The sequence below is a fragment of the Lentzea californiensis genome (assembly GCF_024648825.1).
Taxonomy (GTDB): domain Bacteria; phylum Actinomycetota; class Actinomycetes; order Mycobacteriales; family Pseudonocardiaceae; genus Lentzea; species Lentzea californiensis.
Window position 1 is genome coordinate 221,858 of record NZ_JANBBE010000012.1, and the last position, 25,025, is coordinate 246,882.

The 25,025-nt window shown below is 68.6% G+C and carries 24 protein-coding genes and 1 pseudogene; 13 read left to right on the forward strand and 12 right to left on the reverse strand.

Annotated elements, in window-relative coordinates; translation table 11 throughout:
- The first annotated feature begins 44 nt into the window (after nucleotides 1-44).
- Nucleotides 45-2,075 carry a phospholipase A2 gene (locus LX88_RS44675; protein WP_372511479.1) on the forward strand — a complete coding sequence of 677 codons (2,031 nt, stop codon included), beginning with the start codon at nucleotides 45-47 and terminating at the stop codon, nucleotides 2,073-2,075.
- Here the strand turns inward: LX88_RS44675 and LX88_RS34425 are convergent.
- The 4 genes and pseudogenes from LX88_RS34425 to LX88_RS34440 form a co-directional block, all read right to left on the reverse strand.
- A pseudogene (locus LX88_RS34425) lies at nucleotides 2,038-2,889 on the reverse strand (acyltransferase family protein); the annotation flags it as partial. The gene LX88_RS44675 and the pseudogene LX88_RS34425 overlap by 38 nt on opposite strands.
- Nucleotides 2,886-3,602 (reverse strand): alpha/beta hydrolase, encoded by a 717-nt coding sequence (locus tag LX88_RS34430; RefSeq protein WP_258951969.1) that lies wholly within the window; start codon nucleotides 3,600-3,602, stop codon nucleotides 2,886-2,888. The pseudogene LX88_RS34425 and the gene LX88_RS34430, both read right to left, overlap by 4 nt.
- 62 nt (nucleotides 3,603-3,664) lie before the next feature.
- Complete coding sequence (locus LX88_RS34435; protein WP_258951970.1) at nucleotides 3,665-4,318, reverse strand: response regulator; 654 nt, start codon at nucleotides 4,316-4,318, stop codon at nucleotides 3,665-3,667.
- Nucleotides 4,315-5,433 (reverse strand): sensor histidine kinase, encoded by a 1,119-nt coding sequence (locus LX88_RS34440; protein ID WP_258951971.1) that lies wholly within the window; start codon nucleotides 5,431-5,433, stop codon nucleotides 4,315-4,317. The genes LX88_RS34435 and LX88_RS34440 overlap by 4 nt, the downstream gene beginning before the upstream one ends.
- Nucleotides 5,434-5,553: 120 nt before the next feature.
- Between LX88_RS34440 and LX88_RS34445 the strand changes: the two genes are divergently transcribed.
- The gene (locus tag LX88_RS34445) at nucleotides 5,554-6,060 is read left to right on the forward strand and encodes a hypothetical protein (RefSeq protein WP_090067413.1); all 507 of its coding nucleotides are present in this window, start codon (nucleotides 5,554-5,556) and stop codon (nucleotides 6,058-6,060) included.
- On the opposite strand, the gene LX88_RS34450 is transcribed toward LX88_RS34445, so the two are convergent.
- Nucleotides 6,032-7,159: an erythromycin esterase family protein gene (locus tag LX88_RS34450; RefSeq protein ID WP_258951972.1), complete on the reverse strand. Its 1,128-nt coding sequence runs from the start codon at nucleotides 7,157-7,159 to the stop codon at nucleotides 6,032-6,034. The genes LX88_RS34445 and LX88_RS34450 overlap by 29 nt on opposite strands.
- A 78-nt stretch (nucleotides 7,160-7,237) precedes the next feature.
- Between LX88_RS34450 and LX88_RS34455 the strand changes: the two genes are divergently transcribed.
- Nucleotides 7,238-7,924, forward strand: a complete 687-nt coding sequence (locus tag LX88_RS34455; RefSeq protein WP_258951973.1) for a TioE family transcriptional regulator — start codon at nucleotides 7,238-7,240, stop codon at nucleotides 7,922-7,924.
- On the opposite strand, the gene metX is transcribed toward LX88_RS34455, so the two are convergent.
- Together metX and LX88_RS34465 are read right to left on the reverse strand one after the other, a co-directional pair.
- Nucleotides 7,887-8,900: a homoserine O-acetyltransferase MetX gene (gene metX, locus LX88_RS34460; RefSeq protein ID WP_258951974.1), complete on the reverse strand. Its 1,014-nt coding sequence runs from the start codon at nucleotides 8,898-8,900 to the stop codon at nucleotides 7,887-7,889. The genes LX88_RS34455 and metX overlap by 38 nt on opposite strands.
- Nucleotides 8,900-10,186 (reverse strand): bifunctional o-acetylhomoserine/o-acetylserine sulfhydrylase, encoded by a 1,287-nt coding sequence (locus tag LX88_RS34465; RefSeq protein ID WP_258951975.1) that lies wholly within the window; start codon nucleotides 10,184-10,186, stop codon nucleotides 8,900-8,902. Before LX88_RS34465 ends, metX begins: the two co-directional genes overlap by 1 nt.
- 190 nt (nucleotides 10,187-10,376) lie before the next feature.
- Between LX88_RS34465 and LX88_RS34470 the strand changes: the two genes are divergently transcribed.
- Nucleotides 10,377-11,384, forward strand: coding sequence for a Gfo/Idh/MocA family oxidoreductase (locus LX88_RS34470; protein ID WP_258951976.1), 1,008 nt, complete (start codon nucleotides 10,377-10,379; stop codon nucleotides 11,382-11,384).
- A 266-nt stretch (nucleotides 11,385-11,650) separates the two neighbouring features.
- On the opposite strand, the gene LX88_RS34475 is transcribed toward LX88_RS34470, so the two are convergent.
- Nucleotides 11,651-12,349, reverse strand: coding sequence for an NUDIX hydrolase (locus tag LX88_RS34475; protein ID WP_258951977.1), 699 nt, complete (start codon nucleotides 12,347-12,349; stop codon nucleotides 11,651-11,653).
- Nucleotides 12,350-12,408: 59 nt separating this feature from the next.
- Between LX88_RS34475 and LX88_RS34480 the strand changes: the two genes are divergently transcribed.
- Together LX88_RS34480 and LX88_RS34485 are read left to right on the forward strand one after the other, a co-directional pair.
- On the forward strand, nucleotides 12,409-13,356 hold the full coding sequence (locus tag LX88_RS34480) for an SPFH domain-containing protein (protein WP_258951978.1): 948 nt from the start codon (nucleotides 12,409-12,411) through the stop codon (nucleotides 13,354-13,356).
- The gene (locus LX88_RS34485; RefSeq protein ID WP_258951979.1) at nucleotides 13,353-14,204 is read left to right on the forward strand and encodes a hypothetical protein; all 852 of its coding nucleotides are present in this window, start codon (nucleotides 13,353-13,355) and stop codon (nucleotides 14,202-14,204) included. Before LX88_RS34480 ends, LX88_RS34485 begins: the two co-directional genes overlap by 4 nt.
- Here the strand turns inward: LX88_RS34485 and LX88_RS34490 are convergent.
- Entirely contained in the window at nucleotides 14,136-15,413 is a 1,278-nt protein-coding gene (locus LX88_RS34490; protein ID WP_258951980.1) for an MFS transporter, read from the reverse strand. The genes LX88_RS34485 and LX88_RS34490 overlap by 69 nt on opposite strands.
- Before the next feature lie 87 nt (nucleotides 15,414-15,500).
- On the opposite strand from LX88_RS34490, the gene LX88_RS34495 reads away from it, so the two are divergent.
- From LX88_RS34495 to LX88_RS34505, 3 genes are all read left to right on the forward strand, one after another.
- Nucleotides 15,501-16,370 (forward strand): SGNH/GDSL hydrolase family protein, encoded by an 870-nt coding sequence (locus LX88_RS34495; RefSeq protein ID WP_258951981.1) that lies wholly within the window; start codon nucleotides 15,501-15,503, stop codon nucleotides 16,368-16,370.
- Between the two features lie 88 nt (nucleotides 16,371-16,458).
- Complete coding sequence (locus tag LX88_RS34500) at nucleotides 16,459-16,854, forward strand: SSI family serine proteinase inhibitor (protein WP_258951982.1); 396 nt, start codon at nucleotides 16,459-16,461, stop codon at nucleotides 16,852-16,854.
- Nucleotides 16,855-16,958: 104 nt separating this feature from the next.
- The gene (locus LX88_RS34505) at nucleotides 16,959-18,833 is read left to right on the forward strand and encodes an ABC1 kinase family protein (protein ID WP_258951983.1); all 1,875 of its coding nucleotides are present in this window, start codon (nucleotides 16,959-16,961) and stop codon (nucleotides 18,831-18,833) included.
- A 97-nt stretch (nucleotides 18,834-18,930) separates the two neighbouring features.
- On the opposite strand, the gene LX88_RS34510 is transcribed toward LX88_RS34505, so the two are convergent.
- Nucleotides 18,931-19,335, reverse strand: coding sequence for a hypothetical protein (locus LX88_RS34510; protein WP_030476638.1), 405 nt, complete (start codon nucleotides 19,333-19,335; stop codon nucleotides 18,931-18,933).
- Nucleotides 19,336-19,405: 70 nt separating this feature from the next.
- Here LX88_RS34510 and LX88_RS34515 point away from each other — a divergent pair, with 70 nt between their 5' ends.
- The 4 genes from LX88_RS34515 to LX88_RS34530 all read left to right on the forward strand — a co-directional run bounded on the left by LX88_RS34515 (nucleotide 19,406) and on the right by LX88_RS34530 (nucleotide 23,224).
- A complete protein-coding gene (locus tag LX88_RS34515) occupies nucleotides 19,406-20,056 on the forward strand; it encodes a TVP38/TMEM64 family protein (protein ID WP_258951984.1) in 651 nt (216 codons plus the stop codon).
- 489 nt (nucleotides 20,057-20,545) lie between these two features.
- Entirely contained in the window at nucleotides 20,546-22,135 is a 1,590-nt protein-coding gene (locus LX88_RS34520) for a TROVE domain-containing protein (protein ID WP_258951985.1), read from the forward strand.
- A 78-nt stretch (nucleotides 22,136-22,213) separates the two neighbouring features.
- Nucleotides 22,214-22,567: a winged helix-turn-helix transcriptional regulator gene (locus tag LX88_RS34525; protein ID WP_258951986.1), complete on the forward strand. Its 354-nt coding sequence runs from the start codon at nucleotides 22,214-22,216 to the stop codon at nucleotides 22,565-22,567.
- Nucleotides 22,568-22,606: 39 nt separating this feature from the next.
- On the forward strand, nucleotides 22,607-23,224 hold the full coding sequence (locus tag LX88_RS34530; RefSeq protein WP_258951987.1) for a hypothetical protein: 618 nt from the start codon (nucleotides 22,607-22,609) through the stop codon (nucleotides 23,222-23,224).
- On the opposite strand, the gene LX88_RS34535 is transcribed toward LX88_RS34530, so the two are convergent.
- Both LX88_RS34535 and gcvH read right to left on the reverse strand, forming a co-directional pair.
- Nucleotides 23,211-24,575 (reverse strand): L-serine ammonia-lyase, encoded by a 1,365-nt coding sequence (locus LX88_RS34535; protein ID WP_258951988.1) that lies wholly within the window; start codon nucleotides 24,573-24,575, stop codon nucleotides 23,211-23,213. The genes LX88_RS34530 and LX88_RS34535 overlap by 14 nt on opposite strands.
- A gap of 28 nt (nucleotides 24,576-24,603) precedes the next feature.
- The gene (gene gcvH, locus LX88_RS34540; protein ID WP_258951989.1) at nucleotides 24,604-24,987 is read right to left on the reverse strand and encodes a glycine cleavage system protein GcvH; all 384 of its coding nucleotides are present in this window, start codon (nucleotides 24,985-24,987) and stop codon (nucleotides 24,604-24,606) included.
- Nucleotides 24,988-25,025: the final 38 nt, after the last annotated feature.

Below are 25,025 nucleotides of genomic sequence, written 5' to 3' on the forward strand. Positions count from 1 at the left end.
TGAACTGGCGGTCAGCCGAGACCCTTCCGTAACCTTGCCCGACAATGGGCGCGCGCAAACTCCTCCTCCGACTCCCGGCCTGGTTCCGGTTCACGGTGATCACGCTCGCGGTGTTCGTCTGCGGGGTGGTCGCCTCCCGGCCGGCGACCGGCGACAACGGGATCCCGCCCAGCGCCGACGTGATCGCCGCGGCCAACGCCGTCGACGCGTTCGTGGCGCCGTCCGCGACGCACGACCCGTACCTCAACCTGCCGTCGGACTTCGCGCGCGAGATGGGGCGCGATCCCCAGACCATCACGGCACCGGACGGGACGCTCCGGGTCGTCGACGCGGGGGGCGGGTGTTCCGGCCCGGCCGGTGACACGGAATGGGACTTCAGCGCCGCGTGCCGCGCGCACGACCTGGGCTACGACCTGCTGCGCTACGCCGACCACAAGGGCGATCCGCTCGGGCCGCAGGCGCGCAAGGCGCTGGACGACAGGCTCACGACGGACCTGCACGCGCAGTGCCGGCTGAACCCGCGCGGTGCCGGGCAGAGCTGTCACGCGGTGGCCGAGACCTACGCGCTCGGCCTGAAGTTCAACTCCTGGCGGCAGCGGTGGGGAGCGCCCGGCCACGAACCCGTGGTGGCGTGGGCGTTCGGCAGCGCGGTCGTGGTGTTCCTCCTGCTGGCACGACTGCACGGCCGTCGTCGCGAGAGCACGACGGCGAACTCGCTGCCCCTGGTGCTGGCCCACGCGGAGCAGGACCGGTACGCGACGTTCCTGCGGCTCTTCAGCCTCGCGCTGCTCGTGCTCGGCGAGACGGTGGCGACGCTCGCGCACCTCAGAGGGTCCGGCACGTCGTGGTTGTGGGCGTTGCAGGCGGTACCGCTGTTCTTCTTCGCGGGCGGGCACGCGAACCTGCGCAGCTGGCAGGCGCACCAGGGCGGCTTCGGCTGCTGGGTGTCGAGCCGGACGTCGTGGCTGCTGCGGCCCGTGCTCGCGTTCGTGCTGCTGTGGGTGGTGCTGTTCGCGGCGCTGAACCTGATGGACGTCAAGGTCGACGCGTACAGCCGCTTGATCACGCATCCGTTGTGGTTCCTCGGGGTCTACCTGCTCGCCGTGGCCGCGACACCGGCGGCCGCGTGGCTGCACGAGCACTTCCGCCGCACCACCCCGTTCGTGCTGGTGCTGCTGACGCTCGCGGTCGAGATCGCGCGCACGTCGACGGACTGGAAGACCGGCGGGTACGTCAACCTGATCGTCGGCGCGTTGCTGATGCAGCAGATCGGCTTCTTCTACGCGGACGGCACGCTGACCGAGCTCTCCCGCAGGCTGCTGGCCGGACTGGGTGCCGTCACGCTGCCCGCGCTGGTGTTCTTCAGCGACTACCCGCGCTCGATGATGGTGCTCGGGGTGGCGCAGGTGTGCCTGGCGCTGCTGGCCCGCGGCCGGGTCACCTCGTGGCTCGACGGCTGGTCGTGGCACGTCGTGGACTTCGCCCGCCGCGCCCCGATGACGGTGTACCTCACGTACCTGGCCGGGGTCGGCGCGCTGGTCGGGTTGCTGGGGCTGACGCAGGCGCCGGCCTGGCTGGTGTTCGGCCTGGTGCCGCTCATCCTGGTGTTCCACCGGTTCGAACGGCGCCTGGTCCGGCTTCCGAAACTCGCACACGAGTCGCACCGCACCCGGCTCGCGACGGCCATGGGCGTGTCGTTCGGGACGCTCGGCGTGCTCGGGTTCGTCGTGAGCGGGTTCCTCGGTGACGGCGTGCTGGTGCTGCTGCCCGTGGACCCGCTGCAGAACGTCATCCACCTGCTGCTCGGCTGGTACCTGATCCACACCGCCCGCACCGGCAGCTGCGACACCCGTCTGCCGTGGCTGCTCACGGCGCTGGCGTGCGTACCGCCGATGCTGGCGCTGGACCCGGCCCCGCCGGTGGTGGTGCTGCACGCCGTGGCGATCGGCCTCGCAGCGCTCGGAGCCATCCCCAGGTCACAGCCGCGCACACCGGCAGCCACAGCAGTCGCTGCCACACCCAGTCCGGATCCTCTGGTGGCTGCTGGAGTCCCGGCAGCGCACCCCACGCGCTGAGCGCCAGCGTCACGGTGACCAACGCGCTCTGGTGCGTCAGGAAGATCCCGAGCGCCCGCTCGTTCAGCCACGTCACGGGTTTAGCCGTGCCGATCCTGGTCAGCAGCGGTGCGATCGTGAGCACCAGGCCGATCTGCGCGAACGCCAGCGCGAGCGTCGCGTAGTTCGGCGGGTTCAGGTTCGACACCGCCTCGCCTGGGATGCCCACCGCCGACAGCGGATAGCCGCCGAACGTCGTCAGCAGCGCGTACCCGAGCACGCCCAGCACCAGCAGCGGCGGTCCGGGAATCCTCCTGCGCGCCAGGGAGAAGCCGAGCTGCCAGGCCGCCCACCACACCGCGTACGGCACGACCAGCACCAGCAGAACCGGGACGAGCACACCCCACGAGTACTCGTCCAGCCTGCGCACCAACGGTTTCAACGCGAGCAGCGCCAGGTAGACGCCGAAGAACCACAGCGGCGTCGTGACCAGGAACCCGATGTTCCAGGCGGTGCCCTGGTCCACGCCGCGCAACGTCAGTCCGAACAGGACAGCGGCCCAGCAGCCGAGCATCAGCAGCGTGGGCACGGCGAGCTGCTTCAGCCGGACGAGGAACGACGTCTTCGAGTGCGCGGCCGCGAACCCACCGACGAAGAAGAACAGGCCGAGCGTCTGGAGCACCCACGAAACCGGTGTCAGCGAGGACAAGTGCTTCAACGGGCTGTCGATGTACATACCGGTGGGCGTGTCGACGAGCGCGGTCACCAGCCAGTGGCCGAGCACGACCGTGACGACGGCGATGGCCCGCACGGCGTCGATGAACGGATTTCTCACAGCTTCTCCCCCGAACCCGAACCCGAAGCGATCCGGACGAGAGCGTTCAACGTCTCGCTGCCCGGCTCGTAGTACGTGTCGTGCTTCCCGCCCTCGAACCGCAGCACGGTCGCCCCGAAACCGTCCGAGGCCGGATCCGTGCCGTGCCCGAGGTCGAACAGCCGCGCGTTGGGCACGAACCTCATCCAGTCCCCGCTGGACCGCAACGCCCACACCCGAGCCCCGGTCCCGAGCTCCGCGACGGAATCCGCCCGCACACCGGGGCTTCCGGTGAACACGACGTCCGCCACGTCCAGCTCGTGTGCCGCGAGGCCGACCACCACCGACCCGTAGCTGTGGCCGACGACGTGCACGCGCGCCCGAGTTCGCAACGACCGGACGAAGTCGACGAGCGCGTCAGCGCCCCGACGTGCCAAGGAACCGGTCATCGCGTCCACGCCGAGCCCCTGCGGCGTCCGGTACCCGAGCCAGGCGATCACCGCGAGGTCGTCCCGGTGCGCCTGCTCGTACAGGTTGGACGCCATCCGGCCGACCGTGCGCTCGAACCTGCCGACGTCCACGTCGGACCCCGGCACGAGGACCACGACGTCACGCGCGGTGCTCAGGTCACCGACGACCGCGACGCGGCGGGCGACGTCGGAACGCCACTGCGCGATCGACGGCGCGACCGACGGGAGGGCGATCAGCAGGAGGAACAGGACGGCTCGGCGCATGAACCGAAGCTAGGAAGACCACGGGCCCCGGATCGTCACCCCGGCGTGCCGTCTTCCCGCTGCTACCCCGGTACCACGAGCCCGCTCTCGTAGGCCGCGATGACGGCCTGGGCGCGGTCGCGCAGGCCGAGCTTGGTGAGCACGCGGCTCACGTGCGTCTTGACGGTCTGCTCGGCCAGCACCAGGTGCGCGGCGATCTCGGTGTTCGACAGGCCCTGCGCGATCAGCACGAGGATCTCGGTCTCGCGGTCGGTCAGGACCGACAACTGGGCGGGCCGGACGCGGTCGGACCGGCGCGACCGCACGAAGTCCTCGATCAGGCGCTTGGTGATCGACGGCGCCAGCAGGGCCTCTCCCGCGGCCACCACGCGGACGGCGTTGAGCAGCTCGCGGGCGGGCGCGTGCTTGAGCAGGAACCCGCTCGCGCCGGCCTGCAACGCCTCGTAGACGTAGTCGTCGAGGTCGAACGTGGTCAGCACGAGGACCTTCACCCCGTCCGACCCGTTCAGCAACAACCGCGTCGCCGTCAGACCGTCCATTTCGGGCATGCGGATGTCCATCAGCACGACGTCCGGTCTGACCGTACGCGCCAGCGCGACGCCCTGCACGCCGTTCCCCGCGGCGCCGACGACCTGGATGTCCTCCTGCGAGTCGAGCAGCGCGGAGAACCCCTCGCGCACCATCTCCTGGTCGTCGACCACGACCACCCTGATCACTTGTCCCCCAACGGAATTCTCGCCCGGACCATGAACCCGCCGGCTTCGGTCGACTTCACGGTCAGCGTGCCGCCGTGCACGGCGACGCGTTCTCGCATCCCCACCAGGCCCTGCCCGCTGCCGCCGCCCCTGGACGGCCCGCCGGCGGTGTTGATCACCAGCACCTCGAGCACACCCTCGTCTTCGTGCACGTGGACGGACGCCTTCGAGCCGGGCGCGTGCCTGGTGGCGTTCGTGAGCGCCTCCTGCACGATCCGGTACGCGGTCAGGCCGACCGCCTCCGGGACGTCGTCCACGCCGACCTCGGCCTCGTCGCCGGGCCGCACCAGTTCCGGGATGCGGCTGATGCCCGGCTGCGGTTCCCGTTGGGGAACCTCGCCGTTCGTCCGCAGCACGCCCAGCAGCCGTTGCATGTCGGTGATCGCCTCACGCGCGGCCTCGCCGACTTCCGCGAACTCCTGCTGGGCTTCCTCGTTCAGCCCCTTGAGACGGTAGGGCGCGGTCTCGCACCTGACCACCACCAGCGACATGTGGTGGGCCACGACGTCGTGCATCTCGCGCGCGATGCGGGCACGTTCTTCCAGCGCGGCCTTGGCGTCGCGTTCTTCCTCGAGTTCGCGTTCGGCCCTGCCGCGCGCACCGAACAGGTAGACGGCGGCACCGACGATGGGCACGAAGAGCGCCCTGTCCGCGGCCTGCGGTTCGGAGGCGATGATCAGCGCCATGGTGACCACCGTGGCGCTGATCACGATGGCGCGTGAGTAGAACGCCGCGACCGCGACGAACAGCGGCGCCGCGGTCCAGTACTGGAAGGCCTCGGCGCCCTCACCGTCACACAGGAGACTGACGAGGTAAAAGCTGGGCACCGCCAGGCGCCAGGCGTAGAGCGGCGACCAGATCAGCAGCACGTACGGCCCGACCGTCACCAGGAAGATGACGACCCACCAGCCGTCCGAGTCCTCCTGGCGCACGTAGCCGGCGCTCGCGACGACCGCCCACACGAAAGCGTAGATGATCAGCGCGCCGTGCACCGGGATGCGCCACCGACCGAGCCCCTTGGCGAGCACTCGGGTGTGATCGGGACCGAGAACGGTTCGGTACAACGCGCGGAACACCAGCCGATGCTAGGTGGATCCGTTCATCAGCACATTGACCTGCGGAGTGACATACCCCGGTAGCACTCTGATCAAGATGGGGCATTGCGAACGCGTGACACCGCGCGGTAGGCAGTACCTGTGACACCACCACAGGATCCAGATCGCTGGTCACGGCTGACGGCCGTCGCCGGTGAGGCGCTGGCTGCGGCCAGGGCCGGGGAAGACGCTGTGGCGGTAGACCTCGTGACCGGGTACCTCAGCGGGTCGCCCGAGGGCAACGAGGAGATCCGTGAGCTCGTGCTCCTGCTGTTCGCCGAGTGCAGCAGCATGGTCAGCGCTCTCGGTTCCGGCGGCGCCACCCCGGTGAAGATGCAGGTCTTCGACGAGGAGGGGAACGAGGTCCAGATCGACGACGCGGACCCACCCGTCCGCACGGCGATCCGCGCCCTGCTGGCCGAGGTGCACGGCGACCAGGACGCGGCCTCGGAGCAGATCGAGATCGCCCTGGCCAACGGGCACCCGCAGGAGCTTGCGACAGTCGTTCTACAAGCCCTGCGGTGGACCCTGAAGCTGGCGATCGAGTGTGAGACGCGCGACCTGCCCGTCGCGCCGTGGATCACCGCGTCGCTGGACGACCAACCTTGATGTGCAGCAGAGCGTCCACACCGTCCATGAGGTGCTGGTCGAGCGGGAAGTAGGCCATCGCCAGCATCGGGTCGGCGCCGGAGTCGGTGCGCCGCACTCCCTCCGGCTTGTCCTTCGTGATGCCCCAGGTCGTGAAACGGTCCTGCAGACTGCCTTCGAAGGTGGCTTCGTCCGGTTCGCCGAGCCCGATCGAGTCGTTGCGGCCGAGCGTGCCGCCGATCACGGTGTACTGGTCACCGAGGACCGGCGCCACGAGCGCGCCCGCGGACAACCACTCGACGCGTTCGCCGGCCATCTCCATCGAGGAGCCGGTGCGCTGCAGGTGGGCGTTGTGCGCGAACACGAACGTCGGCCCGTTCGCGGCCTCGGCACGCCGGATCTCCAGCAGGTTCCGGGCCATCACGCCGTCCCGCATCTGGCACAGGCGGTTGAGGCGCACGCCCAGCGGGTTCGGTTCGGCGCACTCCCGGTGGTACTGGAGCAGGCTCAGCCCGGCCACCAGGTGCGTCTCCGCGCGGGCCCACGCCTCGTCGGTGGTCCTGCACTCGTGCAGCCGCCTGAGCATCCCGGTGCCGATCTCGCGCAGCCTGATCGCCTCCTCCGACCGCCCCGGCGACTGGGTGAGGTCCATGACGGCCTCGTCACGGCTCCACTTCTCGTCGTCGATCGTCAGGTCCACGTCCTCACCCAGGTAGTCGCGGGCGTGTTCGAGGTAGGGACGAGGGCTGGGCGCGCTGGCCGTCTCGGTCTGGAAGTCGAAGCCGTGGAACGACAGGCGTTCCCGCGGCGCTTTGTCCGCGTTGTACTCGCGCATCCACTGCACGAGCTCGCGGTTGGCGGGCCAGTTCTCCCCGAACGTGTGGGAGAAGCCCTCCTTCATGATCGTGTCGAGGTCACCGGGGCCGCCGTGGACGTAGTCGTTGACGGTCAGGCCCCGGATCCGGCAGGTCTCCAGGGCGATGGAGCGGAAGCCCAGGCCCGTGAGCTGCTCGAAGAGCTCGTTGCGGATCCAGGTGTGGGCGTGCTCGAGGTGCGTGGGCTCCCCGAACCCCAGCAGCTCGGTGAAGGGGGTGATGAACTCGCGAATGTCCTGGCTCATGTGGTTCAACCGTAACATTGAAAGCTCAGTTGAGACTTTGGCGCGATCTTCTCGACTTTCGCACTTAAAGTCTCAACCGTGCGACCAACTGACCTCGCCCGTGAGCACGGCCTCTCGACCCAGGCGGTGCGCAACTACGAGGAGTCCGGGTTCCTCCCGCCCGCCGAGCGCACGCTGTCCGGCTACCGCGTCTACACCGAGGTCCACGCCGCCGCGCTGCGCACGTTCCTCGCACTGGTCCCGGCGTTCGGGCACGCCACCGCGGGCCAGATCATGAACGCGATTCACGCCGACTCGCTGGACGACGTGCTGATGGCGATCGACCGGGGCCACGAACAGCTGCTGCGCGACCGCTCCACCCTCGACTCGGTCAGCCACGCCGTGCAGGACCTCACCGACTTCGAACCGGTCCTGGAGCCGCGCACGATCGGCGAACTGGCCCGGCGGCTCGGCGTGACCCCGGCGACGCTGCGCGCGTGGGAGGAGGCCGGCATCCTCGTGCCGTCCCGCGAGCCGACCGGCTACCGCCTGTTCCGGGCCGAGGACGTCCGCGACGCCGAACTGGCCCACCTGCTCCGGCGCGGCGGCTATCCGTTGGCGCGCATCGCTTTGGTCGTCGAGCAGATCCGCACGGCGGGCGGCACCGACACCCTCGGTGCCGCCCTCGCCGACTGGCGCCGCCGCCTCACCGCACGCGGCCTGGCGATGCTGGCCGCCTCCGCACGCCTCAACGAGTACCTGACCGCACGGGCACCAGCTCCGTGACCAGCGCGCCGACCTGCTCGCTCTCGATCAGGAACGCGTCGTGCCCGTACGGCGACTCGATCACTCGCAGGCCGTCGGCCCCGGGGATTCCCGCCGCCAGTTCTTCCTGCTGCGCCAGCGGGTAGAGCCGGTCCGAGTCGACACCGGCGACGATCGTGCGCGCGGTGACCTTCCGCAACGCCGCCTTGATCCCACCGCGCTGGTACCCGACGTCGTGCGAGTTCATCGCCTCCGTCAGCGTGACGTAGCTGGCCGCGTCGAACCGCCGGGCCAGCTTCGCCGCGTGGTGGTCCAGATAGGACTCGACCTCGAACCGGCCGTCCTCCTGCCGTTGCCTCCCGAACCTGGCCTGCAACTCCTGCTCGCTGCGATAGCTGATGTGCGCGATCCGCCGCGCGATCCCCAGTCCTGCCAAAGGATCGGCCTTGATCGCGTGCACCTGCGCGGACGCCAGCGCGATCTGTTCGGCGGACGCCGCGGCGGTCGTCGCCAGCAACAGCAGCGACTCGACCCGTTCCGGCTCGCTCACCGCCCACTCGACGGCCCGCATGCCACCCATGGACCCGCCGAGCACCGCGGCCCACCGCCCGATGCCCAGGTGGTCCGCGAGGTGCACCTCGGCCGCGACCTGGTCGCGAATCGTGAGGTCCGGGAACCGGGGGTGCTGCCAGGGCCCGGTGCTGCCCTGACAGCCTCCCAGCACGTTCGGCGCGACGACGAAGAACGCGTCGAGCGGCTTTCCCGGCCCCACGAGGGAGTCCCACCAGCCCGGCGTCGGGTGGCCCGGCTCCACGCCCCCGGCGACATGGCTGTCGCCGGTCAGGGCGTGGAGCACGAGCACCGCGTTGGAGGCCTCGGCGTTCAAGGTCCCCCACGTCTCGTACGCGAGCTGGAAACCCGGCAGTTCCCCGAACGTCCCGGCGTGGCTGAACCACTTCCGCCGGCCGAACGGATCACCGAACCGCCAGCCGCCCACTACAACTCGGACTTCGCCGCGGTGAAGCCCGCCTCCAGGTCCGCCTTGAGGTCCTCCAGCCCCTCCAGCCCGACCGACAGCCGCACCAGGCCGGGCGAGACACCCGTGACGAGCTGCTCCTCGGGCGAGAGCTGGCTGTGCGTGGTCGACGCCGGGTGCACGATCAACGACCGCACATCACCGATGTTCACCAGCTGGCTGAACAGAGTCGTGCCGTCCACGAACGCCCGACCGGCCGAAACACCACCGCGAAGCTCGAAACTGACGACCGCGCCGGCACCCTTGGGCAGGTACTTCCGCGCGTTCTCGTGGAACGGCGACGACGGCAGGCCCGCGTAGTGGACCTTCTCGACCTCGTCCCGTCCCTCCAGCCACTCGGCAAGCGCTTGCGCGTTCTGCACGTGCCGCTCGATCCGCAGCGACAACGTCTCGATGCCCTGGATGACCAGGAAGCTGGTCAGCGGCGCGATGGCCGCACCCGTGTCCCGCAGCCCCTGCACCCGCAGCTTCGCCGCGAACGCCCCGTGCCCGAGCACCGGCCAGTACTGCAGCCCGTTGTAGCTGGGGTCGGGCTCGTGGAAGTCGGGGAACTTCTCCGCCCCGTACTCGAACTTCCCGCCGTCCACGACCACACCGGCGATGGCCGTACCGTGCCCACCGAGGTACTTGGTCGCGGAGTGGATCACGATGTCCGCCCCGTGCTCCAACGGCCGAAGCAGGTACGGCGTCGGCACCGTGTTGTCGACGATCAACGGCACCTGGTTCGCGTGCGCGACCCCGGCCACCCCTTCGACGTCCAGCACGTGGGAACGCGGGTTGGCCAACGTCTCCGCGAAGAACAACTTGGTGTTCGGCCGCACAGCCGCCTGCCAGGCGTCGAGATCATCCGGGTCGTCCACGAACGACACTTCGATCCCGAGCTTGGGCAACGTGTAGTGGAACAGGTTGTACGTGCCGCCGTACAACGAGGCACTGGACACCAGGTGGTCCCCGGACCGCGCCAGGTTCAGGATCGCGGCGGTCTCCGCAGCAGACCCGGACGCGAAGGCGACAGCCGCAACGCCCCCTTCGAGCGCGGCGACCCGCTGCTCCAGCACGTCCTGCGTGGGGTTGTTGATGCGCGTGTAGATGTGCCCGGGCTCAGCCAGCGCGAAAAGATCCGCACCGTGCTGCGTGTCCCTGAAGACGTAGGAGGTGGTCTGGTAGATCGGCGTGGCACGAGCACCAGTGGCCGGGTCGGGCGCGGCGCCCGCGTGGATCTGAGCAGTCTCGAAGGACCAGGACATGGCTGTGCTCCAACGTTCGCAGATGCGGGGGGTCTCGGATCAACGGGAGCGACGACAAGCCATGCTGGTGACGCGCACGTAGTCGACGTGGCGCCGGCTAACCAGGGGCATGGTCATGGTCACGAAGGTAGGGGGCCAGACGGTCCCTCCGACACCCCGTCCACCAGGTGAGACCGCTTAGGCTGATCGCATGCGCACAGCTCTGGTCGGCTACGGACTAGGTGGGGCGGCCTTCCACGCCCCGTTCATCGAGGCAACGGAGGGCCTGGACCTCTCCGCCGTCGTCACGTCGAACCCGAAGCGCCAGGCAGAGGTTGCGGCCCGCTACCCGAACGCGAGCCTTCTGTCCTCTCTGGACGAAGTCTGGACGGGCAACTTCGACCTGGTGGTCATCACCACCCCGAACCGCTTCCACGCGACCCACGCCCGCCAGGTCCTGGAACACGGCCTCAACGTAGTGGTCGACAAGCCCTTCGCTGGTTCAGCGATGGAAGCAAGAGCCCTGGCCTCAATCGCCAACTCCAAGGGCCTGATGCTGGTCCCGTTCCACAACCGCCGCTGGGACGGCGACTTCCTGACGGTAAAGCGCCTGCTGACTGAAAAGACCCTGGGCACAGTCCACAAGTTCGAGTCCCGCTTCGAGCGCTACCGCCCAGAGATCAAGTCCTCCTGGAAGGAATCAGGCGACCCGGCAGACCTGGGCAGCATCCTCTTCGACCTGGGCACCCACCTGGTAGACCAGTCAGTAGCCCTCTTCGGCCGCCCAACCTCAGTACACGCAGAAATCGCCACAGTCCGCCCAGGCGCCAAGGCAGACGACGACGTCTTCCTCTCCCTGACCCACGAACACGGCGTCCGCTCCCACCTCTGGATGAGCGCACTGGCAGCAGACCTGGGCCCCCGCTTCCGCGTACTGGGCCACGACGCCGCCTACGTGAAGTACGGCATGGACCCCCAGGAAGACCGCCTGAAGGCAGGCGAAACCCCCGCCACCCCAGGCTGGGGCGAGGACCCTGAAGCAGCCTGGGGCACCCTCAACGGCAAGCCCCACCGCACAGAACCAGGCGCATACCAAGACTTCTACGCCGCAGTGGCAACAGGCAACCCCCCAGTATCACCACAAGACGCAGTAGCGGGCCTAGAGGTGATCGAGGCAGCAAAGCAGTCAGCAACAACAGGCGACTCAGTCCGCCTCTAACACCGCGAAGCCGAAGGCGAGCCGCCCGCCCGCACGCGATGCCGCAGGCGAGCCGTCCCTACCGCGCGGTCAGGGCGGTGGGGTCCCGTCACAACGCACCCTCAACGCAACCGGCGGCCGCCCAACGCAACAGGCGTGCCATCAACCCGCCCGCGGCGCCACCCCCGATCAGATTGCCGCGGTCTGGGGCAGAGCCCTTAGGAAACGCACGCAACCGCAAGCCCGCCGCCCGCAAGGCGACCACCCACCCGGCCGCGTCACGCCACCTACCCAACCGGCGCCCGAACCAACGGAGGACTCAAAACCCCAACCTCCCCCCGCCGATAAAGCGCAGCCGGCCGCCCCCCATCCCGAGAGGTACTCCCCCCGGTAGGAACCAGAAACCCCTCAACCCCAGTAACTTTCCGATGAAAGTTACGAGGATCCAACCCAACCCCCCAAACGATCTCATAAACCCGCCGCAACTCAGCCACGGTGAACTCATCCCCACAGAACTCGGTCCCGAGCCCGGTGTACTCCAACTTGGCCCGAGCCCGCTCAACCCCGTCAGCCAAGATCCGAGAATGATCAAAGGCCAACGACGAAACCTCCTCCACAGGCACCCAAGCAGCCGCAGCAGCATCAGTCCCAGCCACAGGAACCGGCAGATCAGGCGCCAAAGCCAGATAGGCCACAGAAACAACCCTCATCCGAGGATCCCGCCGAGGCTCCCCATAGGTAGCAAGCTGCTCAAGATGCAGCCCGGCGACCCCGGTCTCCTCAACCAACTCCCGACCGGCAGCGGCATCCACGGACTCGGCAACCTGAACGAACCCCCCAGGCAAGGCCCACCGCCCAAGAAACGGCGCCTCCCCCCGCCGAACCAGCAGCGCGCACAACGCATCGGCCCGAACGGTCAACACCACAAGATCGACCGTGACAGCGAAGGGAGGGAAATCACTTGGCGTGTACACCCCACGAAGCATAGGCTTATCGTCAGACCGACGACAAGCCGAGAGACCGCGAGCCAAGAGGAGCCAGCCCCATGGCCGACATCAGCCGCTACCCAGGACTACGCCACCTCAGGGGAGCCCCCACCGTCCACATCCGACACGTGGACAAGGGCAAGCTGATCCACGAGGGCACGGGCCTGAGCTTCTGGTTCCGCCCGAGAACCGCAGTCCTCTCCGAAGTCCCGGTGGACGACCGGGAACTCCCCATGCTCTTCCACGCCAGAACCCACGACTACCAGGACGTGACGGTCCAGCTGACCATCACCTACCGCTGCACGGACCCGGAAACCGCCACGGCGAGGATCGACTTCTCGATCGACCCGCACACGGGCACCTGGCGCCAGGACCCGCTGAGCCAGATCGCGAACACCCTGACGGAGAGCACCCAGCAGCACGCCCTCAAGATCCTCGGCACCCTGAACCTCGACACCGCCATCAGGACCGGCGTGGAACGGGTCAAGCAGGCGGTCACCGAGAACCTGACCGCGGCCCACATCGGCCTCGAGATCATCGACATCCGCGTCGTGGCGATCCGCCCGGACGCGGACATGGAGAAGGCCCTCCAGACCACCGTCAGGGAGAAGGTCCAGCAGGAGGCGGACAAGGCCACCTACGAGCGTCGCGCGATGGCGGTCGAACGCGAGCGCTCGATCAGCGAGAACGAACTCCAGAACCAGATCGAGCTCGCCAAGAGAGAAGAACTCCTGGTGGTCCAGCGAGGCGCGAACGCCCTGAAGAAGGCGGAAGACCACGCCAGGGCCAGCCGAGTTGCCGACGAGGCCAAGGCCGACGGCATCCGCAAGCTGGCGGAAGCCGAAGCCGCGGGCGAGAAGGCGAGACTGGACGCCTACAGGGAGATCCCGCAGGAGACCCTCTACGCCTTGGCGGCCAAGGAACTCGCCGGCAACCTCCCCGAGATCGGCAGCCTCACCCTGACCCCGGACCTGATCCAGCCGCTCCTGCAGAGACTGGCCCGATGAGCCTCGCCCCGCGAATTGTGCTGGTGCACCGGCGCACCGAGCTGACAGAGTTGCTGGCACGACACGGGACGCGAGGGCAGGTCGAGTTCTTCCTCAAGTCCCGCAACAGAACCCTGGACGAGGTGGTGGACCGTGACCAGCAGGCCCGCAGGGCGTTGGGAGACGTCAGCTCCGCGATCCCGCTCGACTGGCGCCGCGGCGTCGTCGAGCGGGAAGACCTGTCGCGGTTCCTGTTCGCGCCCGAGGACGTAGTCGTCATCGTCGGTCAGGACGGACTGGTCGCCAACGTCGCCAAGTACCTCGACGGCCAACCCGTGATCGGCATCAACCCGGACCGGGGCGTGCTGGCGAAGCACGCCCCCGGCGATGCCGCGGAACTCCTGCACAGCACCGGGAACACCGAGGACAGGACGATGGTCGAGGCCAGGGCGGACGACGGCCAGACCCTGCACGCCCTCAACGAGATCTACGTCGGCCACCCGAGCCACCAGACGAGCCGCTACCGCATCGGGAACGAACGCCAGGCGTCGTCCGGCATCCTCGTGGGCAGCGGCACCGGGGCGACGGGCTGGTGCAGTTCCGCGCACCGCGAAAGGAAGAGCTCGCTCACCCTGCCCACCCCGGCCGAGCGCAGGCTCGTCTGGTTCGTCAGGGAGGCCTGGCCGTCGCCGAGCACCGGCATCGAGCACACCGAGGGGCAGATCACCGACCAGCCCCTCGACGTCGACGTGGAGTCGGACGGACTGGTGGTGTTCGGAGACGGCATCGAGAGCGACGCGCTACGACTGGGCTGGGGACAACGGCTGAGCATCGGACTCGCCGCCCGCCGGCTCCGCCTCGTGCGCTGACCCGATCACCAGCAGGCACACGCCGGACAGCACGGCACCCGCGATCAGGTACAGGGCGATGGCCCAGGTTCCGGTGCGCAGCAACGACTGCGCGACCAGCGGCGCGAGCCCGCCACCGAGCACCGCGCCGAGCTGGAAGCTCAACGCCACCCCGCTGTACCGCACGCGAGTGCGGAAGAGCTCGGCGAAGTAGGCGGCGGAAGGCCCGAACAACGCGGCCGAGCCCACGAACCCGAGCACCATCGCGAACGTGAACCAGCCCGAGTCCGTGAGCCAGAACAGGGGGAACGCGAACCCGGCCTGGAAGATCGCCCCGCCGAACATCACCGGCAGCCGCCCGATGCGATCCGACAGCAACGCGAACGCGGGCACCGCGACGACCTGCGCCACCGATCCGACGACGGTCGCGATCAGCAGGTCGTCCGCGGAGATCTTCAACGCCGTGCGCCCGTACCCGATCATGAACACGCTCAGCACGTAGATGAAGATCGTGAAGCCGAGGTTCACGCCGGCTCCCAGCAGCACGATCCGCCACCGGTCGCGCAGCACCTCGGCGATCGGCAGCCGCGACTTCCCGGCCCGCACGAACCGCGGCGACTCCGACACGCGCAGCCGGATGTAGAGGCCGATCCCGACGAGCACGACCGAGAACAGGAACGGCAACCGCCAGCCCCAGCTCAGGAAGTCCGGCCCGGAAGCGCGCGACGACAGGTACATCGCGAGGTTCGCGAGCACGAGCCCGACCGGCGACCCGATGAACACCCAGCTGCCGTACCAGCCCCAGCGCCCCGGCGGCGCGTGCTCGACGGCCATCAGCGACGCGCCGCCCTGCTCACCGCCCATGAAGAAACCCTGCACGATCCGCAACATCACCAGCAGCACCGGCGCGAGGATGCCGACCTGGGCGTACGTCGGCAGCAGGCCGATCAACGCCGTCGACAACCCGGTCGCGGACAGGGTCACCACGAGCATCGAGCGGCGCCCGATCCGGTCGCCGAGATGACCGATCACCGCGCCGCCCAGCGGCCGGGCGAAGAAGCCCGCGCCGAACGTCGCGAACGCGAGCAGCACACCGACGCGCGAGTCGAACTGCGGGAAGAAGATCTTGTCGAACACGAGCGCCGAGGCCGTGCCGTAGAGCAGGAAGTCGTACAGCTCGATCGTGTTGCCGACCGCTGAAGCGGCCGCCACCTTGCGCACCCCCGTCATCGTTCCAGCCTGGTCGAGGGATTGACACTGCGCAATGGCCCGGTCACCCTTCGTCCTACGTTCCTACTCTTCAGTAACGAGGTAGCAATGACGCGCCGAGTGACTGTCGTTTCCCTGCTCACGGCCCTGATAGCGGCAATGCTGGCACCGCCCGCCAGCGCCGCCCCGCAGTACCGGAACTACGTCTCGCTCGGAGATTCGTTCGTGTCGGGACCGTTCATCCCCCTGCAGCGGCTCGACCCGCTGAGCTGTTTCAAGTCCACCCAGAACTACCCGTCCGTCCTCGCCAAGAGGCTCGGCGTCGCCAGCTTCACCGACATCTCCTGCGGCGGCGCGCAGACCAAGGACATGGCGGGTGTGCAGAGCGGCGTCCCCGGCCAGTCCGTGCCTCAGTTCTCCGCCCTCAAGGCCGACACGGACCTCGTCACCATCTCCATCGGCGGCAACGACATCGGCTTCTCCGACATCATCCTGACCTGCGCCGGCAAGAGCGTGCTCGACCCGATCGGCGCTCCCTGCAAGGCGAACTACGGCGACTCGCTCACCCAGCGCGTCAACGCCACCGCCGCCAAGGTGGCCGCCGTTCTCGCCGGCATCAAGCAGCGCTCGCCCAAGGCCAGGATCGTGGTCGTCGGTTACCTGCGCATCCTGCCGTCGTCCGGCGGGTGCTGGCCGATCGTGCCGATCTCGAGGGGCGACGTGCCGTACCTCGACAACGTGCAGAAGCAGCTCAACGGAATGCTCGGCGCCCAGGCGAACGCCGCCGGTGCCACGTTCGTGAACCCGTACGACATCAGCTCCGGTCGCGATACGTGTGCGGCCCCCTGGGACAAGTGGGTGGAGGGCATCATCCCGACGAGCCTCGCGTTCCCGGTTCACCCGAATGCCAAAGGCATGGCAGCGGTGGGTGAGCAGGTGGCCGCCGCGCTCGCCGGGACGGAACTGACCGGCGTCTAGTTGCACGCACTTCCGGCGGTTTACACGATCCGGTGCTTACCGCCCAGTTGGTTGGAGTTCCGGGTCCTTGCCGCGCCAGAGTGTCGGCATGGCAAGGACCCGAATTCTGTTTGCCTGTCTCGCTCTCGCCGCACCGATCGTTCCGGCGACAGCGCACGCGGCGCCACTGACAGCGCCTCTCCTGCCCGCATCCGGCCTGGTGCTGTCGGTGCAACCGGAGATGGGCACGCACAGCACCACGCAGCTGAACTGCGAACCCGCAGGCGGACTGCACAAGAACGCCGCACAGGCGTGCGACCAGCTCACGCCTGTCGAGGGTGACTTCCGCAAGCTGGAAGAGACCGGCGCGATGTGCACGATGGAGCTGAACCCGACCAAAGCCACGTTGAGCGGCAAGTGGCGCACCAAGAAGATCAACTTCCAGCAGGTCTTCTCGAACCCGTGCGTGTTGCGCGCGTACACCGGCAAGGTCTTCGACTTCTGACCCCGTGACCGCGTCATCGGTGTTCCAGCGCACCGCCGTCGCGCTGGAACACCGGTGGCGTTCTAGCCGGTGGCCCTCAGCTGCCACCACCTAGGCTGCCGATCATGGGGGAATTCCTCGTCTACACGATCGGCTTCCCGATCACGTTCCTGCTGCTGGTCATGGGCATGGCCCTGGCCGCGCGGCGGATCCTCGGCCTGCGCATCGGCCTGATCCGCACCGCGCTGATGTGCGCGCTCGCGATGTCGATCGCGACGAGCATCTTCGGCGAGACGAGCACCGAGCCGTCCGCCGCCCTCGTCACCGTGCAGCTCGGCCTGTCGATCCTGGTGGTCATCGGGCTGCTGGCGTTCGCCGAGATCATCGTGCCGACCGGCTCGATCCCGCCGCCCACCGAGTGGTGGGGCATGGCGCGGCGCCGCATCGCGCGGACCCGGCGGTACTCGCGGATCACCGCGATCGCGTTCCGGCACGGCCTGGGGCCCTACCTGCGCGGCCGGGAACGGACGTCCACGGGGCTCGCTCGGTCGCTGCGGCTCGCGTTGCAGGACGCCGGCGTGACGTTCGTGAAGCTCGGGCAGGTGCTGTCGACGCGCGCCGACCTGCTGCCGCAGGACTTCGTCGACGAGCTGAGCCTGTTGCAGGACAAGGTGCCTGCGGCGAAGTGGGACCAGGTCCGGGCGGTGCTCGACGCCGAGGTCGGCCTCGACGCGTTCCAGGAGGTCGACCCCGAGCCCCTGGCGGCGGCCTCGATCGCCCAGGTGCACCGGGCGGTGCTGAAGTCCGGCGCCGAGGTCGTCGTGAAGGTGCAACGCCCGGACGTCCGCGCGACCGCGGAGGGCGACCTCGACATCGTCACGCGGCTCGCCGAGAAGCTGCAGCGCACGCGGTGGGGCTCGGCGCTGGGCGTGCGCGACCTCGCGGCGGGGTTCGCCGCGGCGTTGCGCGAGGAGCTCGACTTCAAGATCGAGGCCCGCAACATCACGACCGTGGCGGCGGCGTCGGACTCGTCCGTCGGGCTGCCCCACGTGCACCTGTCGACCCCTCGGGTCCTGGTGATGGACCGGCTCGTCGGAGTGCCGTTGCGCGGCGCCTCGGAGGACGTGGGGCTCGCGCGCACCCTGCTGCGGTTCGTACTGCGCCAGGTGATGCTGGACGGCGTCTTCCACGCCGACCCACACCCCGGCAACGTGCTGCTGCTCGCCGACGGACGCCTCGGCCTGCTCGACTTCGGCTCGGTCGGGCGGATCGACTCCGCGCTGCGCTCGGCGTTGCAACGGCTGCTGCTGGCGATCGACCGCAGCGATCCGGCGGGGCTCACGGACGCGTTGCTGGAGCTGACCTCGCGGCCGGAGGACATCGACGAGCAACGGCTGGAACGCGCTCTCGGCCAGTTCATGGCCCGCCACCTCGGGGCGGGCATGCGGCCGGACGTGGAGATGTTCGGTGACCTGTTCCTGATCGTGTCGCGGTTCGGCCTGAGCATCCCGCCGGAGATCGCGGCGGTGTTCCGGGCCCTGGCGACGCTGGAGGGCACGCTGGCGGAGCTCGCGCCCGGCTTCAACATCGTCGTGGAGTCGCGGTCGTTCGCCGCCGAGCAGATCTCCGAACGGCTCACGCCGGAGTCGGTGCAGCGGACCATGGCCGAGGAACTGCAGGCCGTGCTGCCGATGCTGCGCCGGTTGCCGCGGCGGATCGACCGGATCACCGGGGCGGTGGAGCAGGGCAGGCTGAGCATGTCGATGAGGCTGTTCGCGGACGAACGCGACAGGTCGTTCATCACGGGCCTGCTGCACCAGGTGATGCTGACCGCGCTGGGCGCGACCGCGGGCGTGATGGCGGTGTTGCTGCTCGGCTCGACCGGGCCGCAGATCGCGGCGGACGTCGGGCTGCACCAGGTGCTCGGCTACAACCTGCTGATCATCGCCGTGCTGCTGGGCCTACGCGTGGTCGTCACGGTGCTCAGGCCACGCGCCTAGCTGCGCCTGTCTGAAGGTTGATGAGGGGAGCTTTCATAAACCTCAGGTTTGGGAAAGCTCCCCTCATCAACGTCGTGGGGCGCGCTGAGCCACGCCACTAGAACTGCCTGCGGTACACGGACACGTCGTCACGCCACACGCCGAACACGTCCGGCGCGGACTGCACGACCGTCATCTCGTTGAGGTGGCCGAGCACCCTCCAGGCACGCGCAACCGCTTGCGCACCCGCGTAGGCGATCGTGCAGAAACGACGCGGCTCGACGACCGTGCGCACGCGGTCGACGTGGCCGACGCTCATCGGCGTGTCCTGCCAGAGGTCCAATGTGTACCCGGTGCGGATGGGGTCGCCGGACCCCAGCACGCCCTCGATGCTGACGACCAGCCGATCGCGTTCCAGCCTCAGGTCGTAGTGACCACTTCGCGGCGGAGTGCCACCGGTGTACGCGGAGCGTGCCGGGTCGAGCACCCAGTGCCCGAGAAAAGGCACGAGATCGTCACTCATGTGTGTCCCTTCGCGGAACCTGCGCCACTGGCGGATTGTCCGGCGGATCGACGTGGGCGACCATCACCCGATGAGTTATGAGACGGGCGTCCGGTGGAAGTGGATACCGGCCGTCGTGCTCGGCTTCGTGCTGCTGAGCTGGATCGTGTTCGAGGCACTGGACCTCATCGACTTCGACGGAGTCGTGACGTGGGTGCGCGGCATCGACCCGGTGTGGGCGGCGGCGGCGATCTTCGCCCTGCTGGTCGTGGACGTGCTGCTGCCCGTTCCGTCCACCCCGCTCATCGTGCTGGCCGGAACGGCACTCGGCCTGCCCCTGGGGCTGGCACTCGCGGTAGTCGGATCCCTGGGTTCCTCTGCCGCAGGGTACGCCCTGGGGCGGTTCGCGGGCCCGTGGCTGGTGCGCCGGGTGGTCACCATCGAGGAGCTCACCGAGATGCGGCGCTGGGGCCGTCAGTTCGGGCCCTGGTTCTTCGGAGTGGCACGCGGCATTCCGATGATGGCGGAGACGGTGTCCGTGTCCGCCGGGGTGTCGCGGGTGTCCTTCCGGACCTTCATGTCGTTCACCCTCGTCGGGACCATCCCCATTTGCGCCGCCTACGTGTTCGCCGGATCGCAGGCCGACACCGTCGAGCAGATCGTGATGATCAGCGCCGCCGGTTTCCTGCTGACGGTCGGCCTGTTCTACATGCTGCGCCGGCTCGTGAAGGCGGCGCCTTAGGAAAACCCTTTGCGCGGTGTGGTTGTATGAATGTGCGCCCGGTGCGCAGCGAAGGGTTACTTCGGCGATTTCTCAGGTTCGACTCCTGAGGCCGGTTCCGGCCGGTCTCCGCTCACCCCGGTGAGCACGTCACCCTCCGCGATTTGATCTCGGGCGTCCAAAAACTCCACACCGGTCAGAATTAAATCGCTGGCCAGGTGTGGTTGCATAGAAATAGCACCCGGTGCGAAGCCAACGGTTACTTCGTCTCAAAACGCAAACACACCGTTGGCGGTTTTGATCTCGGGAGCACACAACTCCACACGTGTCCGGTGCGAAGCAGAGGGTTACTTCCACTGTTAATGGGCGGGTTGCGGGTTCGAGTCCCGCCAGACGGGAAACCGGCTGTAGCTCAAATGGCAGAGCAGCTACGTACCTTCCGCGACCTTGATCTCGGACACGTGTGGGGTTTGTGGGCTCCCTTTCGTTTTTCCTGAGGGGGAAGAGCCGATGGCGAAGTTCAACATCTTCCGCGCACGTCCGGCGGGCACCAGCCCGGTCGCCACGGCGCCGGTTCCGACCAGCGTCACCCACGAGGGTGGCGACGGCTACGCGCGCGACACGAAGTCCGAGCTGTTCCTGCTCGCCGTGTCGAACATGGGCGGCGAGGACACGTTCTACGAGTCCGGCACCCAGCGCGACAACCGCTTCGCCCAGCTCGTGCACAAGGCCGCCCTGTCGGATCCCGAGTGGACCGCGCGCCTGCTCCAGTGGCTGCGCAACGAGGCGAACATGCGCACGGCGTCGCTCGTCGGCGCGGCCGAGTTCGTCCTCGCGCGGCTGGTGGCCGAGTCCGACGCCGGCGTCACCAACCGCGCCGTCGTGGCCTCCGTGCTGCAGCGCGCCGACGAGCCGGGCGAACTCCTCGCCTACTGGACCAGCCAGAACGGCCGGCGCGTGCCGAAGCCCATCAAGCGCGGCATCGCCGACGCCGTCCAGCGCCTGTACAACGAGCGCGCGGTCCTCAAGTGGGACAGCGACGCCCGCGGCTTCCGCATGGCCGACGTGCTGAACCTCGCGCACCCCTCGCCCGCAGCCCCGTGGCAGGGCGCGCTGTTCCAGCACGTGCTGGACCGCCGCCGTTCCGCCGACGCCGACGTACCCGCCGACCTTCGCGTGATCGCGGCACGGCGGGCGCTGATGGCATGGCCGGTCGAGCAGCGCCGCGCGCTGTTCGAGCGTCCCGACGCGGTCGACGTGCTGCGCCGGGCGGGGATGACGTGGGAGTCCGTGGCCGGCTGGTTGCAGGGACCGCTGACCCGTGAGGTGTGGGAGGCGCTGGCGCCGTCCATGGGCTACATGGCTCTGCTGAGGAGCCTCAGGAACTTCGACGAGGCCGGCATGTCCGACGAGGCGGCGGCAGCCGTCGCGGCACGACTGGCCGACCCGGGCCAGGTCACGCGCTCGCGGCAGTTCCCGTTCCGCTTCCTGTCCGCCTACGAGGCGGCGCCGAGCCTGCGCTGGGGCCACGCCCTGGACCAGGCACTGCAGGCGTCGCTGTCGAACCTGCCCGCACTGCCCGGCCGCTCGCTGATCCTCGTCGACACCTCGGCGTCGATGACGACCGGTGCGATCTCGGCGCGTTCGAAGGTCACCCCGGCGAAGGCCGCGGCGGTCTTCGGCGTCGCGCTGGGCGCGAAGGGCGAGCAGGTCGACGTCGTCGGGTTCGCGGACGGCACGTTCCGGCACGACATCGCGCGCGGTGCGTCCGTCATCCGCGAGGTGGACAGGTTCCTCAAGCGGATCGGCGAGGTCGGGCACGGCACCGACATCGTCGGGTCGCTGAAGCGCACCTACCGGCGCCACGACCGCGTGTTCATCATCTCGGACATGCAGACGATGTCCGGGTACTACGGCCAGGGTGTCTCGGACGTCGTGCCGGCGCACGTGCCGGTCTACGGGTTCAACCTCGGTGGCTACCGGAACGCCGCGTACGCCACCGGCAAGGCGAACCGCCACGAGTTCGGCGGCCTCACGGACGCCACGTTCAGGGCGATCCCGCTGCTCGAAGCAGGTCGTGACGCGGCTTGGCCGTTCTGACGGTGTGAGAGCTCTCCATGACGCGGAGAGCTCTCACACTTACTTTCCGTTAGCGTGTTGACCAGGTATGATGCCCGCATGGACTACAACGTGTTCGCGAAAGCGTGCCCGTCGCGTCCCACGCTGGAGCACATCACCGGCAGGTGGGGCAGCCTGACGCTGACCGCGCTCGCCGACGGGCAACTGCGCTTCAACGAGCTGCGCCGCCGCGTCGACGGGGTCAGCGAGAAGATGCTGTCCCAGACGTTGCAGGCGCTGGAGCGCGACGGACTCGTGCTCCGCGAAGCCCAGAACACGAACCCGCCGCGCGTCGACTACAGCCTCACGCCGCTGGGCCGGGAGACGGCCGAGCGGTTGCTGTCGCTGATCCACCTGCTCGAGGGCCGCATGCCTGAGGTGCTGGCCGCGCAGGCCGCGTACGACGCCCGCTGACCGGCTAATCCGCTTGTCTCGGCCGCTTACGCTGATCGCGTGAGAGGTTGTGGACTTTGCTGGAGCCAGGCTGAGCTGGACGTGCTCGACGGCGATCCCGAGCCGGTGCCGGCCGCGGTCGTGCAGAAGTTCGCCTGGGAGAGCACGGACCACTTCGAGCGTGACGAGTACGAGCTCGCCTGGCGGAGGCTCGGGTACCGCGTGGTCCAGGAGCTGGAACGCTTCCCGGACGACAAGCTGACCGCGGGACTGCAGTGGGCGCGGTGGCCGAGCTGGCCAGAGGCCGAGCGGACCGCGCTACGCGCACCGATCACCGACCTCATCGGGCGTGTGGCCGGCGACCAGGAGCGCTGGCGGCAGCTGGACGAGCTGATCCAGGCCGCACCACAGCTGGACCAGGACATGACTCCGTGGTTGCGGCTCGTCGACGACTTCCAGGACGCGCTCGTCGCCCAGCTCGCCGAGTCCTACGCAGGGGACTACACGTACAGCAACGGTTTCATGCTCATCTGGATGACGTGGGACGAGCCCGGACGGCCGATCCTCGACTGGCTGCTCTCCCCCGCGCTGCGGTCCCGCCTGTCCGGAGTGGACACACGGAACGCGCAGCGCGCGGTGGAGCTCATCGATCTGATGGTGGAGTTCAGCATTCGATGACGTTCACGGCGAGTCCGCCGCGAGCTGTCTCCTTGTACTTCACCGACATGTCCTTGCCGGTGTCCCTCATGGTCTTGATGACCTTGTCGAGCGACACGAAGTGCGAACCGTCGCCGCGCAAAGCCATGCGCACGGCCGTGATGGCCTTGATGGACGCGACGGCGTTGCGTTCGATGCACGGGATCTGCACCAGGCCGCCGATCGGGTCGCAGGTCAGGCCGAGGTTGTGCTCCATGGCGATCTCGGCGGCGTTCTCGACCTGTTCGGGGGTGCCGCCGAGCACCTCGGCGAGGCCGCCGGCGGCCATCGAGCAGGCCGAGCCGACCTCGCCCTGGCAGCCGACCTCGGCGCCGGAGATCGACGCGTTCTCCTTGAACAGCACGCCGATCGCGGCGGCCGTGAGCAGAAAGCGCACCACGCCGTCGTCGGACGCTCCTGGCACGAACTTCGTGTAGTAGTGCAGGACCGCCGGGACGATGCCGGCCGCGCCGTTGGTCGGTGCGGTGACGACACGGCCGCCTGCCGCGTTCTCCTCGTTGACCGCGAGCGCGAAGAGCGTCACCCAGTCCATGACCCGCAGCGGGTCGGTGACGAAGTGCTCGCCCTCCAGCGACTTGCGCATTTCGGCGGCGCGGCGGCGGACCTTCAGTCCGCCGGGCAGGATGCCTTGCTCGGTGCAGCCGCGTTCGACGCACTCCTGCATGACGTGCCAGATGTGCAGGAGTCCTTCGCGGATCTCGGTTTCCGTGCGCCACGACAGCTCGTTGGCCATCATGATCTCGCTGATCGACAGGCCGGTCTCGCGGCAGCGCGCGAGGAGCTGGTCGCCGGTCAGGAACGGGTGGGGCAACGGCGTGGAGTCCGGTTTGATCCGGTCGGTGCCGCTGGCGTTCTCGTCGACGACGAACCCGCCGCCGATCGAGTAGTAGACGGCGCGCTCGACCGGGTTGCCGTCCGCGTACGCCTCGAAGCTCATTCCGTTGGGGTGCAACGGGAGTGACTTGCGGCGGTGCATGACGAGGTCGCGGTCGTGCACGAAGTCGATCTCGTGCGTGCCGCCGAGCTTCAGCCGGCGGCTGGAGATGATCTCCTCGACGCGTTCGGCCGCGGCGGTGGGATCGACTTCTTCCGGGAGGTTGCCTTCCAGGCCCAGGAACACGGCCTTGGGGCTGCCGTGGCCGTGGCCGGTCGCGCCGAGCGAGCCGAACAGCTCGACGTGCACGCGGTCCACTTCGGACGCACGCGCGCCGAGCTTCTCGACGAACATCGCGGCCGCGCGCATCGGTCCGACCGTGTGGGAGCTGGACGGTCCGATGCCGACGGAGAACAGGTCGAAAACGCTGATCGCCACTGATCAGTCCTTCGTGGTGGTGGGGCGGTCAGTCAGACTTGGTGAGCTCGGCGTACTTCGTCGCCGTCAGAAGGTTCTCCGCCGAGTCCACGCGAACCCTGAACAGCCAGCCGGCACCGTACGGGTCGGTGTTCACGACGGCCGGGTCGTCCACGACGGCGCTGTTGACCTCGATCACCTCACCGGTGACGGGCGAGAACAGGTCGCTCACGGACTTGGTGGACTCCAGTTCGCCGCAGACCTCGTTGGTGACGACCTTGGCACCGACCTCGGGGAGCTGGATGTACACGATGTCGCCGAGCGCGTCGGCCGCGTACTCGGTGATTCCGCAGGTCAGCGGGTCCTGGGTGCCCGGTGTCCAGTCGACCCACTCGTGCTCGACGGTGTAGAGCAGGTTTTCGGGGAACTCCACGGCGCGACTCCTCTGGCTGTGACGGGTCAGGAAACTTG

Coding starts and splice junctions, on each gene's coding strand:
- LX88_RS34475 (WP_258951977.1), bottom strand. CDS start 12,349: ATGCTTCGTGGGGTGTACACGCCAAGTGATTTCCCTCCCTTCGCTGTC.
- LX88_RS34430 (WP_258951969.1), bottom strand. CDS start 3,602: ATGCGCCGAGCCGTCCTGTTCCTCCTGCTGATCGCCCTCCCGTCGGTC.
- LX88_RS34520 (WP_258951985.1), top strand. CDS start 20,546: ATGGCGAAGTTCAACATCTTCCGCGCACGTCCGGCGGGCACCAGCCCG.
- LX88_RS34485 (WP_258951979.1), top strand. CDS start 13,353: ATGAGCCTCGCCCCGCGAATTGTGCTGGTGCACCGGCGCACCGAGCTG.
- LX88_RS34515 (WP_258951984.1), top strand. CDS start 19,406: ATGAGTTATGAGACGGGCGTCCGGTGGAAGTGGATACCGGCCGTCGTG.
- LX88_RS34480 (WP_258951978.1), top strand. CDS start 12,409: ATGGCCGACATCAGCCGCTACCCAGGACTACGCCACCTCAGGGGAGCC.
- LX88_RS34510 (WP_030476638.1), bottom strand. CDS start 19,335: ATGAGTGACGATCTCGTGCCTTTTCTCGGGCACTGGGTGCTCGACCCG.
- LX88_RS34505 (WP_258951983.1), top strand. CDS start 16,959: ATGGGGGAATTCCTCGTCTACACGATCGGCTTCCCGATCACGTTCCTG.
- LX88_RS34470 (WP_258951976.1), top strand. CDS start 10,377: ATGCGCACAGCTCTGGTCGGCTACGGACTAGGTGGGGCGGCCTTCCAC.
- LX88_RS44675 (WP_372511479.1), top strand. CDS start 45: ATGGGCGCGCGCAAACTCCTCCTCCGACTCCCGGCCTGGTTCCGGTTC.
- LX88_RS34500 (WP_258951982.1), top strand. CDS start 16,459: ATGGCAAGGACCCGAATTCTGTTTGCCTGTCTCGCTCTCGCCGCACCG.
- LX88_RS34465 (WP_258951975.1), bottom strand. CDS start 10,186: ATGTCCTGGTCCTTCGAGACTGCTCAGATCCACGCGGGCGCCGCGCCC.
- LX88_RS34450 (WP_258951972.1), bottom strand. CDS start 7,159: ATGAGCCAGGACATTCGCGAGTTCATCACCCCCTTCACCGAGCTGCTG.
- LX88_RS34525 (WP_258951986.1), top strand. CDS start 22,214: ATGGACTACAACGTGTTCGCGAAAGCGTGCCCGTCGCGTCCCACGCTG.
- LX88_RS34495 (WP_258951981.1), top strand. CDS start 15,501: ATGACGCGCCGAGTGACTGTCGTTTCCCTGCTCACGGCCCTGATAGCG.
- LX88_RS34490 (WP_258951980.1), bottom strand. CDS start 15,413: ATGACGGGGGTGCGCAAGGTGGCGGCCGCTTCAGCGGTCGGCAACACG.